At 51.6% G+C, this 15,776-nt stretch carries 14 protein-coding genes; 4 read left to right on the forward strand and 10 right to left on the reverse strand.

All coding sequences use genetic code 11. The features are described 5' to 3' along the window. Positions 1–5: 5 nt before the first annotated feature. From mnmG to ACSF8W_RS22765, 10 genes are all read right to left on the reverse strand, one after another. Positions 6–1,895 (reverse strand): tRNA uridine-5-carboxymethylaminomethyl(34) synthesis enzyme MnmG, encoded by a 1,890-nt coding sequence (mnmG, locus tag ACSF8W_RS22720; protein WP_500849366.1) that lies wholly within the window; start codon positions 1,893–1,895, stop codon positions 6–8. A gap of 428 nt (positions 1,896–2,323) precedes the next feature. Beyond that, positions 2,324–2,770: an FMN-binding protein MioC gene (gene mioC / locus ACSF8W_RS22725; protein ID WP_500849367.1), complete on the reverse strand. Its 447-nt coding sequence runs from the start codon at positions 2,768–2,770 to the stop codon at positions 2,324–2,326. A gap of 196 nt (positions 2,771–2,966) precedes the next feature. Beyond that, positions 2,967–4,334 carry a tRNA uridine-5-carboxymethylaminomethyl(34) synthesis GTPase MnmE gene (mnmE, locus tag ACSF8W_RS22730; protein ID WP_500849368.1) on the reverse strand — a complete coding sequence of 456 codons (1,368 nt, stop codon included), beginning with the start codon at positions 4,332–4,334 and terminating at the stop codon, positions 2,967–2,969. 96 nt (positions 4,335–4,430) lie between these two features. Beyond that, positions 4,431–6,044: a membrane protein insertase YidC gene (gene yidC / locus ACSF8W_RS22735; protein WP_500849369.1), complete on the reverse strand. Its 1,614-nt coding sequence runs from the start codon at positions 6,042–6,044 to the stop codon at positions 4,431–4,433. Between the two features lie 2 nt (positions 6,045–6,046). Then, positions 6,047–6,304, reverse strand: coding sequence for a membrane protein insertion efficiency factor YidD (gene yidD / locus ACSF8W_RS22740; RefSeq protein ID WP_428478180.1), 258 nt, complete (start codon positions 6,302–6,304; stop codon positions 6,047–6,049). Then, the gene (rnpA, locus tag ACSF8W_RS22745; RefSeq protein ID WP_500849370.1) at positions 6,271–6,627 is read right to left on the reverse strand and encodes a ribonuclease P protein component; all 357 of its coding nucleotides are present in this window, start codon (positions 6,625–6,627) and stop codon (positions 6,271–6,273) included. The genes yidD and rnpA overlap by 34 nt, the downstream gene beginning before the upstream one ends. Before the next feature lie 12 nt (positions 6,628–6,639). Next, positions 6,640–6,774, reverse strand: a complete 135-nt coding sequence (gene rpmH / locus ACSF8W_RS22750; protein WP_082210903.1) for a 50S ribosomal protein L34 — start codon at positions 6,772–6,774, stop codon at positions 6,640–6,642. A 151-nt stretch (positions 6,775–6,925) separates the two neighbouring features. Beyond that, positions 6,926–7,696 carry an amino acid ABC transporter ATP-binding protein gene (locus ACSF8W_RS22755; RefSeq protein WP_500849371.1) on the reverse strand — a complete coding sequence of 257 codons (771 nt, stop codon included), beginning with the start codon at positions 7,694–7,696 and terminating at the stop codon, positions 6,926–6,928. Beyond that, positions 7,693–8,364 (reverse strand): amino acid ABC transporter permease, encoded by a 672-nt coding sequence (locus ACSF8W_RS22760; RefSeq protein ID WP_500849372.1) that lies wholly within the window; start codon positions 8,362–8,364, stop codon positions 7,693–7,695. Before ACSF8W_RS22760 ends, ACSF8W_RS22755 begins: the two co-directional genes overlap by 4 nt. Before the next feature lie 95 nt (positions 8,365–8,459). Next, positions 8,460–9,215: an amino acid ABC transporter substrate-binding protein gene (locus tag ACSF8W_RS22765; RefSeq protein ID WP_500849373.1), complete on the reverse strand. Its 756-nt coding sequence runs from the start codon at positions 9,213–9,215 to the stop codon at positions 8,460–8,462. 306 nt (positions 9,216–9,521) lie between these two features. Between ACSF8W_RS22765 and dnaA the strand changes: the two genes are divergently transcribed. Genes dnaA through gyrB form a run of 4 tightly spaced genes read left to right on the forward strand, consistent with a single transcriptional unit; the run spans position 9,522 to position 15,550 of the window. Then, positions 9,522–10,931 carry a chromosomal replication initiator protein DnaA gene (dnaA, locus tag ACSF8W_RS22770; RefSeq protein WP_500849374.1) on the forward strand — a complete coding sequence of 470 codons (1,410 nt, stop codon included), beginning with the start codon at positions 9,522–9,524 and terminating at the stop codon, positions 10,929–10,931. A 1-nt stretch (position 10,932) separates the two neighbouring features. Next, complete coding sequence (gene dnaN, locus ACSF8W_RS22775) at positions 10,933–12,033, forward strand: DNA polymerase III subunit beta (protein ID WP_500849375.1); 1,101 nt, start codon at positions 10,933–10,935, stop codon at positions 12,031–12,033. 3 nt (positions 12,034–12,036) lie between these two features. Continuing rightward, entirely contained in the window at positions 12,037–13,116 is a 1,080-nt protein-coding gene (gene recF / locus ACSF8W_RS22780) for a DNA replication/repair protein RecF (RefSeq protein WP_500849376.1), read from the forward strand. Between the two features lie 19 nt (positions 13,117–13,135). Further along, complete coding sequence (gene gyrB / locus ACSF8W_RS22785; protein ID WP_500849377.1) at positions 13,136–15,550, forward strand: DNA topoisomerase (ATP-hydrolyzing) subunit B; 2,415 nt, start codon at positions 13,136–13,138, stop codon at positions 15,548–15,550. Positions 15,551–15,776 lie beyond the last annotated feature (226 nt).

A 15,776-nucleotide genomic window follows, 5' to 3' on the forward strand; every position in this document is an offset into this window, starting at 1 on the left:
CACTCCTAAGCGCCTTTTTTTAACACGCCCTGTTTTTTAAGGAAAACCAACAGAATAGAAATCGCCGCTGGCGTAATGCCTGAAATACGCGACGCCATACCGATGGTTTCAGGACGGGCATCATTGAGCTTCAATACCACTTCGTTCGACAGGCCTTTTACTTGGCTGTAGTCCATATCTAACGGCAGCTTGGTATTCTCATGACGCAGGGATTTTTCCACTTCGTCCTTCTGACGATCAATATACCCTTGGTATTTGACCTGAATTTCCACTTGCTCGCTGGCTTGAGCGTCTTCGTGCGCCGGGCCGAACATGTCAATGGTCGTCAGTTGTTCATACGTCACTTCCGGACGGCGTAGCAGATCTTCACCGCTCGCTTCACGGGCGATCGGCGTTTTCAGGATCGCATTCACAGCCGCCACCTGCTCAGAGGTTGGTGTGACCCAAATCCCTTTCAGACGTTGACGCTCGGTTTCCATGTTTTCCATTTTCTGGTTGAAGCGCGCCCAACGTTCATCGTCCACCAAACCGAATTGGCGACCCATTTCCGTCAAACGTAAATCCGCGTTGTCTTCACGCAGTAGCAAACGGTATTCCGCGCGTGAGGTGAACATACGGTACGGCTCTTTGGTGCCCATGGTCGACAAGTCGTCGATCAATACGCCCATGTAAGCCTGATCACGACGCGGGCTCCAGCCTTCTTTGTCTTGGGCTGACAGCGCGGCATTCATCCCCGCTAACAAACCTTGCGCCGCCGCTTCTTCATAACCGGTGGTGCCGTTGATTTGACCCGCAAAGAACAGACCATCAATGAATTTGGTTTCAAACGTCTGCTTCAAATCGCGCGGATCAAAGAAATCGTATTCAATCGCATAACCCGGACGCATGATAGCGGCATTTTCAAAGCCTTTCATGGAGCGCACGATTTGCATCTGTACATCAAACGGCAAACTGGTTGAGATCCCGTTCGGGTATAACTCATGCGTCGTTAAACCTTCAGGCTCGATGAAGATCTGGTGACTGTTTTTATCGGCAAAGCGCATGACTTTGTCTTCGATCGACGGACAGTAACGCGGACCGATCCCTTCGATCACGCCAGAATACATCGGGCTGCGATCCAAGTTATTACGGATCACATCGTGCGTTTTCTCATTGGTGTGTGTGATGAAACACGGGATCTGACGCGGATGATCCGATTGCTTGCCCATAAACGAGAACAATGGGGTCGGGTTATCACCGTGCTGGGCTTCCAATTGGCTGAAATCGACCGTACGCGCATCAATACGTGGTGGCGTACCGGTTTTCAGACGATCCACGCGGAAAGGCAATTCACGCAGGCGTGATGCCAATGCGATCGACGGTGGATCCCCGGCGCGACCGCCACTGTAATTTTCAAGACCAATGTGGATCTTGCCGCCTAGGAAGGTGCCGACGGTTAAAACAACCGCTTTGGCTCGGAACTTCAGTCCCATTTTCGTTACAGCACCCACCACGCGGTGGTTTTCAATGATCAAATCATCAACAGATTGCTGGAACAGTGTTAGGTTGGGTTGGTTTTCCAACGCTTCACGAACAGCGGCCTTGTACAGGGCGCGGTCAGCCTGGGCACGGGTTGCACGCACCGCTGGGCCTTTGGACGCGTTGAGGGTACGGAACTGGATCCCGCCCTTATCAATGGCCTGGGCCATCAAACCACCCAGGGCATCAACTTCTTTAACCAGGTGTCCTTTCCCGATCCCGCCGATCGCCGGGTTGCATGACATCTGTCCCAACGTATCGATGTTGTGTGTCAGCAATAAGGTTTTTTGTCCCATACGGGCGGCCGCCAATGCGGCTTCTGTCCCAGCATGGCCGCCACCAACGACGATGACATCAAAATTGTCCTGGTAAAACATGAAACTACCTCGGGTATTCAAAATTGGCAGTGCGTTGTCTTTGCGCAAAGGGGGATCATTCTATCCTGTTTCGCGAAAAGAGAGAATCTTTCCTGAAGATCATTTGATCCAAGAAGATGAGCTCTTTAAATATATATAAGATCTTTTAAAGAGATCTTCTGTTAGATCTATTATATAGATCGCCCGATCGTGTGGATAAGTGATAAATGATCCTAATGATCATGTTGTTAGGGAGGATCATTTGCTGTGGAGCAGCTTGGATCTTCATAAGGATTAGCTGGGATCAAAAACAGCACTTATCAACAAGGGGATCCGAGTGGATAAGTTATTAAATGGATAACTATGGGTTGATCACCGTTTAGAACTATAGTTATCCACAGAAAAAAGATCAAAAAAAGCCAAAAATGAGGACTCTTTTTGGCCTGTTTTTACGCATTCAGGGTGGTTTTCCACGTTTCCAGCCACTGTTCAGCGGGATCTTCAGGCACTGGATCGCGTGATACATCGATATCAAGGCGATCCCCTAAGCGTGTGGCGCCCAATGCTTGCAGTTGCTGATCAATGTTTTTCGCCGCGGCACAGAAGGTATCGTAACTGCTGTCCCCTAAGCCAACGACGCCGTATTGTAGGCCGCTGAGATCGGGTTGTTCGTCGCGCAATTGCGCCATGAACGGCTGAATATTGTCTGGGTAGTCGCCAGCACCGTGTGTGGCACAAACAATCAGCCATACAGAGGCAATATCGAGGTCATTAAGGTTGGGATGATTGTGGATATCGGTGTCATGACCGGCTTGGTCAAGTAAATCGGCCAGATGATCGGCAACGTACTCAGCACCGCCGAGGGTACTGCCGGTGATCAAAGTGATTAAGCTCATGGTTTCTCTCTTGGCTACGCGTTGGGATATTCATGCACAGTCAGGCTATGCACAGGCATTGTATCGCCTCTGGCCAGAGATATCAGTAGGATCCAAAGAGAAAGAAGGGGATGTCGAGAGGGGTTATGCACAGCCTGTCCAGATGATCCCAGACAGACTGTGGAGGGGATCGTAAGCCCGTGACGGGCCGGATCCGTTATTTACCGATACAGAACGAGGTGAAGATCCGACCCAAAAGATCGTCAGAGGTGAACTCACCGGTGATTTCACTCAGGTGCTGCTGGGCTAAACGCAGCTCTTCCGCCAAAATTTCACCGGCCATGTAACCTTCAAGCTGCTCTTTACCTATTTCTAAGTGGCTGGCTGCACGCTCCAGGGCGTCCAGGTGACGACGACGTGCCATGAAGCCGCCTTCCGTGGTACCGGCAAAGCCCATGCAGGCTTTCAAGTGCTCACGCAGGCTATCGATGCCGTCATTGGTACGGGCAGACAAGCGGATCAGCGTCGGGTTATTCACATGGCAGATCCCGGCGGTTTCACCGGTCAGTTCCACTTTATTACGGATCACGGTAATGCCAAGACCCGCTGGCAGGCGTTCGATAAACTCCGGCCAAATCTCTGCCGGATCGGTGGCGTCAGTGTCGGTACTGTCAACCATGAACAGGACGCGGTCGGCTTGTTGGATTTCATCCCATGCGCGCTCAATACCGATGCGCTCGACTTCGTCAGAGGCCTCTCGCAGGCCGGCGGTGTCGATGATATGCAGTGGCATGCCATCGATGTGGATATGCTCACGCAGGACGTCACGGGTGGTCCCGGCGATGTCAGTCACGATGGCACTGTCTTTGCCTGACAGGGCGTTCAGCAGGCTGGATTTGCCGGCGTTCGGACGCCCCGCAATGACCACCTTCATCCCTTCACGCATGATCGCGCCTTGGTTGGCTTCACGGCGTACCGCATCCAGACGGTCAATGATGCCGTGCAGATCGCCCGTGACTTTGCCATCAGAGAGAAAATCGATTTCTTCTTCCGGGAAATCAATCGCGGCTTCGACATAGATACGCAGGTGGATCAGGGCTTCGACCAGCTCGTTGACGCGCTGTGAGAAGGCGCCTTGCAATGATTTGAACGCGCTTTTCGCGGCTTCTTCAGAGCTGGCATCAATCAAGTCAGCAATCGCTTCAGCTTGTGCCAAATCGAGTTTGTCATTCATGAACGCACGTTCGGAGAATTCCCCCGGGCGCGCCGGACGGATGCCGTCAATCTGCAGGATACGGCGGATCAGCATGTCCATCAGTACCGGGCCACCGTGGCCTTGCAGTTCCAGCACGTCTTCACCGGTGAAGGAATTCGGGCCTTTGAAGAACAAGGCGATACCTTGGTCCAGTGCGGTGCCGTCGTCGTTTTTGAACGGCAGGTATTCGGCGTAACGCGGTTTCAGTTCACGGCCTGCCACGGCGTGTGCCACGGTCGTCGCCAGTGGGCCGGAGACGCGAATAATGCCGACGCCGCCACGGCCGGGCGGTGTTGCCTGGGCAACAATGGTATCTGTATGTGCGATCATATTCTTAGCTTATTAATAAAGACGCTGTAATTGTAAACAGAGGCAATAAAAAAGGCGACCCGAAGGTCGCCTTTTCAACAAAGAGAGTCACCAGGGTTACTTGGTGTGCAGCCCTTTCTTCTCCAACGAACGGTAAATCAACGTTTGCTGGATCAGTGTTACGATGTTCGATACCAACCAGTACAGTACCAGACCCGCTGGGAACCATAGGAAGAAGAACGTGAACATGACCGGCATGAACGTCATGATCTTCTGCTGCATTGGATCGGTAACCGTGCTTGGGCTCATCTTCTGGATCATGAACATAGTGATACCCATCAGGATAGGTAGCACGTAGTACGGGTCTTGTGCCGACAAGTCATGGATCCAACCGAAGAATGGCGCGTGACGCAGTTCAACGGATTCCATCAGTGCCCAGTACAGCGCAATGAAGATAGGCATTTGTAGCAAGATAGGCAGACAGCCACCCAATGGGTTCACTTTCTCTTTCTTGTACAGTTCCATCATTTCTTGGCTCATGCGCTGGCGGTCGTCGCCAATACGCTCACGCATTGCTTGCAGCTTAGGCTGTAGCATGCGCATTTTTGCCATGGAGGTGTACTGTGCTTTGGTTAGCGGGTACATCGCACCACGTACGATGAACGTCAGGATGATGATTGCAACACCCCAGTTACCCACCAAGCCGTGAATGAATGACAGCAAGCTGTGTAGCGGGCTGGCAATAAACCATAGCCAACCGTAGTCCACGGTCAGGTTTAGGTTCGGTGCCGTCGCTTCCATTTGCTTTTGCAGTTTTGGACCGACCCACAAGGTGCTCTTGATGGTATCAGTTTGGCCTGCTGCGATGGTGGTCATTGGCAGACGCACGCCCATGTAGCCGTAGTCGCCCACGGTACGGGTGTACAGATTGCTCACGCCTTGCTCACGCGGGATCCATGCAGTCACGAAGTAGTGCTGCATCATGGCTGCCCAGCCGTGCTGTTTGATTTCTAGAGACAGGTTCTTGTCCTGCATCTCATCAAAGCTGTATTTTTTGTAGTTAACGTCATCAGCCGAGTAAGCGCCGCCACGGTACGTTGGCATCGTTAGGCTGCCACCGTCATCCATCAGGTTCTGCTTCAACTGCGCATACATCTGAACCGTTGTTGGTGCGTCACTCTGGTTGTCGATGGTGTAATCCACGTCAACCGCGTAGTCACCGCGTTTTAGCACATAGGTTTTGGTGTAGCTGATGCCGTCTTTGCTGTACGTCAGTGGTACACGCAATTCGTCTTGACCCGCAGCAAGCGTGAAGCTGTCTGCGGTGGCATGCAGTTGTGCACGGCTCGTCGAATCAATGCCGTTCGCGCCGATCAGGCCCGATTGTGCAGTGTAAACGTGGTTTTTAATATTTTTAAGCAGGACGAAGGGATCGGTTGAATCCAATTCGTTGTTGTAAGCAAGCAGTTTTGCTTCAACAATGTCGCCACCTAGCGTATCGACTGTAAGCGACAGGACATCGGTGTTAATGGTGATAAGGTGTTGAGAAGTGCCTTGATCGGGAATGGTCTGGCCTTCATCGGAATGCGAAGGAACATCACCACTGATGTTGGTTTGTTGCGCTACACCCTGGCTTTCTGGCTGTGGGTTGCTGTCCATGTTCCATTGCTGAAATAGCAGGAAAGAGACAAACAGTAGGGCAATTAACAGAATATTGCGTTGGGAATCCATCGTTAATTATCTCTGTCGTTATGCTTGGTTAGCGGAACGGGGTCGTAGCCACCGTCGGTTAAAGGATGACATCTTAATAGACGTTTCGCTGCGAACCAACCACCTTTTATCGCTCCATGCGCTTTTATTGCTTCAATGGCATATTGAGAACATGTGGGGGTAAAGCGACAACGGGGCCCAATAAGCGGACTTATTGCCAGTTGGTAAAAGCGGACTAGTCCTACGACTAGCCACGCGAAGGGCGAGACAGGCGATGCCATAATTTGTCTAGCAATGTGAAAAGTTCTTCATTGCTCAACTCACTGGCACTCTTTTTAGCGATAACAACAAAATCCTTGGCTGGCAGATCAGCTTGCGTTAGGCGAAAACTCTCACGCGTGATGCGTTTGAATTGATTTCGACCGACAGCGGTTTTGATCTGTTTTTTGGGTACAGCAAGGCCGAGACGTGGATGGTCAAGGTTGTTAGGACGGGCAAGAATGGTCAAGTGGGGAGAGCCAGCACGATGAGCTTGCTGGAAGACTTTTTTGTAATGTTCGGGAGTTAGCAGACGTAACTCCCGAGGAAAAGCGAGCTTATTCAAAATAATCAGTGATTATTTAGAAAGACGCTTACGGCCTTTAGCGCGACGTGCGTTGATTACAGCGCGACCGTTCTTAGTAGCCATGCGTGCACGGAAGCCGTGAGTACGCTTGCGCTTTAGAACTGTTGGTTGAAAAGTGCGTTTCATGGGTATTACCTTAAATTAACTGATCAGTTTTTAAGTATTGTCTAGGTTTCCGACTGCGAACAATCGGCTGCCTCTAAACAAAGAGGCGGAATTGTAATCACTGGCTTTTAAATAGTCAATCATTACAGCCGTAGAAACTACGGGCGCTGAATTATACTTCGTCTGCGGCAGAGTGCAAGGATCCTGCGTGGATCCCCACTTGTTTTAGGAACTTTTTTAACCGAGGATCCTGTGGTTGGGTGAAGATCTGGCTCGGCGGTCCTTGTTCAACCAGCCCACCATCGGCCATAAAGATCACCCGATCAGCCACTTCGCGAGCAAATTGCATCTCATGCGTGACCACCAACATGGTTTGGTGACGACGCGCTAACTGCTTCATCAGGGTCAGTACTTCTCCGACCCATTCCGGATCTAACGCGGAAGTGGGCTCATCAAACAGCAATAATTCTGGTGTTAATGCCATCGCCCGACCGATCCCAACCCGTTGTTGTTGGCCGCCGGAGAGCGCGGCAGGGTAGTGATCGCCTTTATCGCCAAGGCCGATATCGTCCAAAATCGCCTGTGCATGATCATGGGCGGCGTTTTTATCCCAGCCTTTTACGGTGATCAGGCCTTCTGCGATATTTTGTCGCGCAGTAAGATGCGAAAACAGCGCATAGTGTTGAAACACAAAGCCGGTTTTGCGCCGCAGTGCCAATACGTCTTTGGCTTTTGCGTGCGCACTGTTGACGGTGAGGCCATCAATGGTGATGTGGCCGGTGTCGGCGGTGTCGAGAAAGTTAATGCAGCGTAATAAGGTCGATTTCCCGGTGCCGGACGGGCCGATCACCACCACAATTTCGCCTTTTTCAATCTGTAACTGCAGATCATTAAACACGGTGTGCTCACCAAAGCGTTTGGTCAGGTTATTGAGTGTGATCATCGTAAAAATGCCTTATTGAGATGGGCCTCTGCCCAGTGTTGCAGCTGAGTAAGTACTAACACGATGGCCCAATAAATCAGGGCGACGGCCAGAAAAGCTTCAAAAAACTTAAAGCTGGATGCGGCTTCCATCTGCGCCTTGGCCATGATTTCCGCCACGCCAAGGGTAAACGCCAGCGAGGTGGATTTGATCATATCGATGAAGTAGTTCATCAGTGATGGCAGGGCAACGCGGGTGGCTTGCGGCAAAATGATGCGGCGCATCGCTTGCCATTCTGTCATCCCAATCGACAAGCTGGCTTCGTGTTGACTGCGATCGACGCCATTGATGGCGGCGCGGATGCTTTCAGCCATGTACGCGGCGAAATGCAAGGTTAACCCCAGCACAGCGGCGCTGAAGGCATCGAGGCCAATAAACACCGGGAATAATTGAGGCAAGCCGTAATACAGCAAGAACAATTGCACCAGCAGTGGCGTGCCACGAAAAAAGCTGATGTATAGCTGACTGAGTGGATTGAGGATCGGTACGCGGTAAAGCCGCATTAACGCTAAACCGAGCGCCAGGATCACGGCGAAGACGCCGCCCCATAATGCCATTTCTAAGGTGGTGCCGAGATAGCGCACCAGCAACGGCAGCAAGGACAGCATGTAATCAACATCAAAACCCATGATGGTGCCTCAGTGTGTGGTGAAAAAGAAAAAGAGAGAAGCCGGTAGACGCCAAGCCCAGTGGAAAGGCTTGGCGAGGGAGCGGATGGGGCGATTTATTGGGTAATGTCAGTGCCAAACCATTTCATCGACAAGGCGCGCAGGGTGCCGTCTTTCTGCATCGCGCTCAGGGCGATATCTACCTCATCGCGCAGCTGTTGGCCTTTGGCCGTATTGGCAAAGGGCCAGGCATTTTCGATTTTTTCAAACGGTTCGCCGACCTGTTGCAGGGGCAGATTGGCTTTTTGGATCAGGGCGGCTGAAGAGAGGCGATCCATCACAAAGGCATCGGTCCGGCCCAGTGCGACATCGTGTTCAATCCCGCTGTCGTAGGTTTTGATGGTGATGTCGCTGGCGTTATCGAGCTGGCGAAGCAGTTGCTCGTAGTTGGATCCCAAGTTCACGCCCACGGTTTTGCCGCTGAGATCGGCAGTGGTGTGGATGGTGTCATTGCCTTTACGTACCACCAACTGGGCGCCGTCAATCACATAAGGCTGTGAGAACACAAATTTGGCTTCACGGGCCGGGGTAATGGTGATTTGGTTGGAGATGGTATCGATACGGCCGGTTTCTAGCAGCCCGAACAATCCTGAGAAACTGGCGGTGACAAACTCGACGTTATAGTCATTGCGTTTGCCGATGTCCTGCCACACATCGACTTCAAAGCCTTGGAGCTGGTCATTTTTGACAAATGTGAATGGAAAATAGCGGCCAGACATGCCGACTTTGATGTCGGTGGCGGCAACGGCGCTGTGCGAAAGGGTTAGAACCACAAGGAGTGGGGCAAAGGCGCGTTTCATCCAGTTTTTCATACTGCAACTCCGGATATTGTAATGATGATGTGCTATGTCGACCATCCTATCCGGAAGAAGTCGGTTTTTTTAAATAACTTGGAGTTATTTCAAATAACCGTTTGTTAGGCTTGTTTGGGGGTAATTGTTCATGACTTTGTGGGTAAGCAGGGGTAAAAGTGTGTTGATCTTCCCTTTTCATGTGCGATCCATGTGAATAAGTCTGATCTTATTCACCGGATCTGCGATCTCTTTGCTGGCGATCCTGCGCCAGCGGGTATAAAATTGCATCCCTTTTGTGTTTAGTTATTCAGTGTGGAGTCGAACTTGTCATCTTCGTTATGGTTGCAGTGCCTTCAACGCCTTCAAGAAGAACTCCCTGCAACAGAATTCAGTATGTGGCTTCGACCGCTTCAGGCAGAGTTGAACGACAATACGTTGACCTTGTTCGCGCCGAACCGTTTTGTGCTTGATTGGGTTCGCGATAAGTACCTCAACAACATCAACCGTCTGCTGAATGAGTTCTGCGGTAATGACGTGCCGATCCTGCGATTTGAGGTCGGTAGCCGTCCGGTCATCGTGCCGCCACCGCAGCCTGCTGTTGTGCCTGCACCGGTGATCGCCCCAGCCGCGGTGTCCACACTGAACGATGAACCGCCCGCCCGTCGTTGGGAACCTGCGCCGTCACCGGTTCAGCCAGAGTCGCAATCGGGCTACCGCTCGAACGTGAACCCGAAGCATAACTTCAATAACTTTGTTGAAGGTAAGTCGAACCAGTTAGGTTTGGCGGCGTGCCGTCAGGTGGCGGATAACCCAGGTGCGGCATATAACCCACTGTTTTTATACGGCGGCACCGGTTTGGGTAAAACCCACTTGTTGCATGCGGTGGGCAACGCGATTGCCGATCGCAAACCCAATGCCAAAGTGGTGTACATGCACTCCGAGCGTTTTGTGCAGGACATGGTGAAAGCCCTGCAAAATAACGCGATTGAAGAGTTCAAGCGTTACTACCGCAGCGTTGATGCATTGCTGATCGATGACATCCAGTTTTTTGCTAATAAAGAGCGTTCACAAGAAGAGTTCTTCCATACCTTTAATGCGTTATTGGAAGGCAATCAGCAGATCATTTTGACCTCTGACCGTTACCCGCGTGAAATTAATGGGGTGGAAGACCGCCTGAAATCACGCTTTGGTTGGGGGCTGACGGTGGCCATTGAGCCGCCCGAGCTAGAAACCCGCGTCGCCATCCTGATGAAGAAGGCGGAAGATCATAATATCCGTCTGGCAGACGAAGTGGCCTTCTTTATTGCCAAGCGCTTACGTTCGAATGTGCGTGAACTGGAAGGGGCGCTAAACCGTGTGATTGCCAATGCCAACTTTACCGGCCGTGCGATCACCATTGATTTTGTCCGTGAAGCCCTGCGCGATTTGCTGGCTTTGCAGGAAAAATTGGTCACCATCGACAATATTCAAAAGACGGTGGCCGAATACTATAAAATTAAGATGGCTGATATGCTGTCCAAACGTCGCTCGCGTTCGGTCGCGCGTCCTCGCCAGATGGCGATGGCCCTGGCCAAAGAGTTGACGAACCACAGTCTGCCGGAAATCGGCGATGCGTTTGGTGGCCGTGACCACACCACGGTACTGCATGCCTGCCGTAAGATCGAGCAGTTGCGTGAAGAAAGCCACGACATCAAAGAAGACTATTCCAACCTCATTAGAACATTGTCGTCTTAATATGAAATTTACCGTAGCACGCGAACACTTATTAAAACCCCTTCAGCAGGTTTCAGGTGCCTTGGGTAGCCGCCCATCGCTGCCCATTTTGGGTAACATCCTGATGGTGGTTGATGACGGTTGTCTGTCGATGACCGGTACCGATCTGGAAGTGGAAATGATCGCCCGCCTGGCACTGGAAGGGGATTTTGCCCCGGGTGCCGTCACGGTCCCGTCGCGTAAATTCCTCGATATTTGCCGAGGATTGCCGGACAGCGCTGTGATCACGGTGGCCTTAGAAGGGGATCGCGTGATCATCCGTTCTGGCCGTAGCCGTTATACGCTGTCTGTGTTGCCGGCGGCGGATTTCCCGAACATCGAAGACTGGCAGAGCGACGTCGAGCTGCGTTTGCCACAAGGGCGTATGCGTCAGCTGATCGACAGTACCCAGTTTTCCATGGCGCACCAAGATGTGCGTTATTACTTGAACGGCATGTTATTTGAAACCGATGGCCAGCAGTTGCGTTCTGTCGCGACCGATGGTCACCGTATGGCGGTGTGCGCCATTGCATTGGAAGAGGCCATGCCCGCCAAGCAGATCATTGTACCGCGTAAAGGGGTGATGGAGCTGATGCGTTTGCTCGACAGCCCAGACGACGACGTACAGATCCAAATCGGTCACTCGAACATTCGCGCGCAAGTGAACAACTATATTTTCACCTCGAAACTGGTTGATGGTCGTTTCCCTGATTATCGCCGTGTGTTACCGCAAAACAGCAACAAAGTGGTGGAAGCAAGCTGTGATGAACTGCGTAAAGCGTTCTCCCGCGCGGCGATTTTATCGAACGAAAAATTCCGTGGTGTTCGCGTGAATTTGTCTGAGGGTGAAATGCGCATTACCGCCAATAACCCTGAGCAGGAAGAAGCCGAAGAATTCTTGGATGTGAATTACCAAGGCGACCCGCTAGAGATTGGATTCAATGTGAGCTACGTGCTGGATGTGTTGAATACCCTGAAGTGCGAGCAGGTACGGTGGTCACTGACCGACGCCAATGCCAGTGCGCTCTTGGAAGACAGCGCCAATGGCGATGCCATGTATGTGGTCATGCCAATCAGGCTCTAAGACATGGCGTTAACCCGTCTTATTGTCAAAGACTTCCGCAACCTTGAAGCCTGCGACATGACCTTGTCGCCAGGCTTTAATTTTTTGGTCGGTGCCAATGGCAGCGGCAAAACCAGCGTGCTGGAAGCCATTCATTTTCTCGGTCATGGTCGCTCGTTCCGCAGTCATTTGACCGGACGGGTGATCCGCCATGAACAGCCTGAGCTGTTTGTGCATGGCCGGTTGCAATCCGCCTCACAGATCGCATTGCCCGTCGGCATTAACAAAAAACGCGATGGCACCACCGAACTGAAAATCGGTGGCGAAGGGAGTCAAAAATTGGCCCAGTTGGCGCAGGTGCTACCGTTGCAACTCATTACCCCGGAAGGGTTTGATTTGCTCAGTGGTGGGCCGAAATTTCGTCGCGCTTTTATCGACTGGGGGGTCTTTCACGTTGAGCCTGCGTTTTATCACGCATGGAGTCGCGTTAAACGCCTGACCAAACAGCGTAATGCTTTGCTCAAAACGGCACGGCATTACCGTGAGTTGAGCTATTGGGATCAGGAATTGGCCGTCTTGGCGGAGCAGATCGATCAATGGCGAGACGCCTACTTGAATGAGGTGAAAGCCAAAGCGGCGGAAATCTGCCAAGGTTTTTTACCCGAGTACGATATCCAACTGGGGTATTACCGCGGTTGGGAAAAAGAGACCCCCTATGCTGAGTTGCTACGCCGCAATTTTGAGCGTGATTGCCAGCTGGGGTATACCGCAAGTGGGCCGCATAAAGCGGACTTGCGGATCAAGGTCGCCGGGACACCGGTTGAAGATGTGCTTTCCCGTGGTCAGCTTAAACTGATGGTGTGTGCGTTGCGTTTGGCGCAAGGGGTACACCTCACGGAAGCGACGGGCAAGCAGTGTATATATTTAATTGATGATTTTGCTTCCGAGCTGGATAGCCATCGTCGCACCTTGTTAGCACAACGGTTACAGGCCACTGGCGCCCAAGTGTTTATCAGTGCGATCAGCATTGAGCAGATAGCTGAAATGCATGATGAAAATGGCAAGATGTTTCATGTGGAACACGGTAAAATAACCGCAGGATAATTTAAGCGAGAGTAACTCAATGTCCAACAACTACGATTCATCAAGTATCAAGGTATTAAAAGGCCTTGATGCGGTACGTAAGCGCCCAGGGATGTACATTGGCGACACCGATGACGGTACTGGTTTGCACCATATGGTCTTTGAGGTTGTCGATAACTCTATCGATGAAGCGCTTGCCGGTCACTGTGAAGATATTATTGTCACTATCCATGAAGATGGATCAGTGTCGGTGAGCGATGATGGTCGTGGTATCCCAACAGAGATACACGAGGAAGAGGGTGTCTCGGCCGCTGAAGTTATCATGACGGTATTGCACGCCGGTGGTAAGTTTGACGACAACTCCTACAAAGTGTCTGGTGGTCTTCACGGGGTGGGCGTTTCTGTTGTGAACGCACTGTCTGAAAAAGTGGAATTGACCATCAACCGCGGTGGTGAAATTCATCAGCAAGTTTATCACCATGGTGAACCGCAAGCCCCGCTGGCTGTGATTGGTACCACAGACAAAACCGGTACCCGTATCCGTTTCTGGCCAAGCGACGCAACGTTCAGCAATATTGAATTCCATTACGAAATTTTGGCGAAACGCCTGCGTGAATTGTCATTCCTTAACTCTGGCGTGTCCATCAAACTGATTGATGAGCGCGAGGAAGGCAAGATGGACCACTTCATGTACGAAGGGGGCATCCGCGCGTTCGTTGAGCACTTAAACCGCAATAAAACACCTATCCATCAGAAAGTGTTCCATTTTGATACTGAGCGTGAAGACGGTATTTCCGTTGAAGTCGCGATGCAATGGAACGATGGCTTCCAAGAAGGTGTGTACTGTTTCACCAATAACATTCCACAGCGTGATGGGGGTACCCACCTTGCTGGTTTCCGTGGCGCCCTAACGCGTACCCTGAACTCCTTTATGGACAAAGAAGGCTACTCGAAGAAGGCGAAAACCGCGACGTCCGGTGATGATGCGCGTGAAGGCTTGGTGGCCGTTATTTCGGTAAAAGTTCCGGATCCTAAATTCTCGAGCCAGACCAAAGATAAACTGGTTTCTAGCGAAGTGAAAACCGCGGTTGAATCTGCGATGAACGAGAAGTTTGCGGAATTCCTGCTTGAAAGCCCTGCTGACGCGAAGATCGTTTGTACTAAAATTATTGATGCCTCGCGTGCCCGTGAAGCGGCGCGTAAAGCCCGTGAAATGACACGCCGTAAAGGTGCGTTGGACTTGGCTGGCTTGCCAGGCAAACTGGCCGACTGTCAGGAAAAAGATCCTGCGCTGTCTGAACTCTACATTGTGGAAGGGGACTCTGCGGGCGGTTCTGCCAAGCAGGGTCGTAACCGTAAGAACCAGGCTATCCTACCGTTGAAAGGTAAGATCCTGAACGTAGAGAAAGCCCGTTTTGACAAGATGCTGTCTTCGCAAGAAGTGGCGACCTTGATCACTGCAATGGGTTGTGGCATTGGCCGCGACGAATACAACCCGGATAAACTGCGTTACCACAGCATCATCATCATGACCGATGCCGACGTCGATGGTTCGCACATCCGTACGCTACTGTTGACCTTCTTCTACCGTCAAATGCCTGAGCTGATCGAGCGTGGCCATATCTTCATTGCACAGCCACCGCTGTACAAAGTGAAGAAAGGCAAGCAAGAGCAGTACATTCAAGATGATGAAGACATGAGCCAGTACCAGGTTGCGTTGGCACTGGACAATGCGGCATTGTTTACGGCAGAAGGTGCGCCAGCGATTTCAGGCGAAGCCCTTGAAACCTTGGTGAAGCAGTACAACAGCGTAGGTAAACTGGTTGAGCGCATGAGCCGCCGTTACCCTGCCTTGCTACTGAATGAGCTTACGTATCAGCCTCGATTGAACCTTGATGCACTGGCTGATCAGGCGATGGTGAACGCATGGGTGACGCCACTGGTTGACGCGCTGAACCACAAACAGTCGGGTGAAAGCCAGTACACCTCAGAGCTATTCTGTGATGAAGAGCAGGGTGTGTGGTTGCCGAAGATCGTGGTTCGTACACACGGTGTGGAATACGATTACCCGCTAAGCTTCGACTTCTTTAACTCAAAAGAGTACAGCAAGCTGGCTGATCTGTCGGAAACCTTGTGTGACTTCCTTGAAGAGTCCGCTTACGTGCAGCGCGGTGAGCGCAAGCAAGCTGTAGTGAGCTTTAAAGAAGCACTGAACTGGTTGATCAAAGATTCACGCCGTGGCTTAAGCCTACAGCGATACAAAGGTCTGGGTGAGATGAACCCTGAGCAGCTGTGGGAAACGACGATGGATCCAGAATCGCGTCGTATGTTGCAGGTGACGATCAATGACGCTGTTGCGGCGGATGAACTGTTCACCACCTTGATGGGTGATCAGGTTGAACCGCGTCGTAACTTCATTGAAGCGAACGCCCTGAACGCAAACCTGGATATCTAATCCCGCACTGACGTCAGTCAGATAGCGTCGACAGATAGCTTAAAACGCCACACGTTGTTGTGGCGTTTTTTTTTGCTTTTTTCCCCTGATTATTTTTTACATAGGGGTTGGAAAGAACCCGCACGCACCACATATCTATTAATGAAGAGCAGGGCGCCACTCGGTGGGCCCGCGTTGTACTCGTCCCACAAGGGAGAGTCGCTTCACACCTACGATGACAACATTG

The sequence above is a fragment of the Photobacterium sp. 270122K genome, from assembly GCF_059941365.1.

Bases quoted from the DNA above. Each gene is read 5' to 3' on its own strand.
- ACSF8W_RS22765 (WP_500849373.1), bottom strand. From the start codon at position 9,215: ATGAAAAACTGGATGAAACGCGCCTTTGCCCCACTCCTTGTGGTTCTA.
- gyrB (WP_500849377.1), top strand. From the start codon at position 13,136: ATGTCCAACAACTACGATTCATCAAGTATCAAGGTATTAAAAGGCCTT.
- ACSF8W_RS22755 (WP_500849371.1), bottom strand. From the start codon at position 7,696: ATGATCACACTCAATAACCTGACCAAACGCTTTGGTGAGCACACCGTG.
- mioC (WP_500849367.1), bottom strand. From the start codon at position 2,770: ATGAGCTTAATCACTTTGATCACCGGCAGTACCCTCGGCGGTGCTGAG.
- dnaN (WP_500849375.1), top strand. From the start codon at position 10,933: ATGAAATTTACCGTAGCACGCGAACACTTATTAAAACCCCTTCAGCAG.
- mnmE (WP_500849368.1), bottom strand. From the start codon at position 4,334: ATGATCGCACATACAGATACCATTGTTGCCCAGGCAACACCGCCCGGC.
- yidC (WP_500849369.1), bottom strand. From the start codon at position 6,044: ATGGATTCCCAACGCAATATTCTGTTAATTGCCCTACTGTTTGTCTCT.
- ACSF8W_RS22760 (WP_500849372.1), bottom strand. From the start codon at position 8,364: ATGGGTTTTGATGTTGATTACATGCTGTCCTTGCTGCCGTTGCTGGTG.
- mnmG (WP_500849366.1), bottom strand. From the start codon at position 1,895: ATGTTTTACCAGGACAATTTTGATGTCATCGTCGTTGGTGGCGGCCAT.
- yidD (WP_428478180.1), bottom strand. From the start codon at position 6,304: ATGGCATCGCCTGTCTCGCCCTTCGCGTGGCTAGTCGTAGGACTAGTC.
- recF (WP_500849376.1), top strand. From the start codon at position 12,037: ATGGCGTTAACCCGTCTTATTGTCAAAGACTTCCGCAACCTTGAAGCC.
- rpmH (WP_082210903.1), bottom strand. From the start codon at position 6,774: ATGAAACGCACTTTTCAACCAACAGTTCTAAAGCGCAAGCGTACTCAC.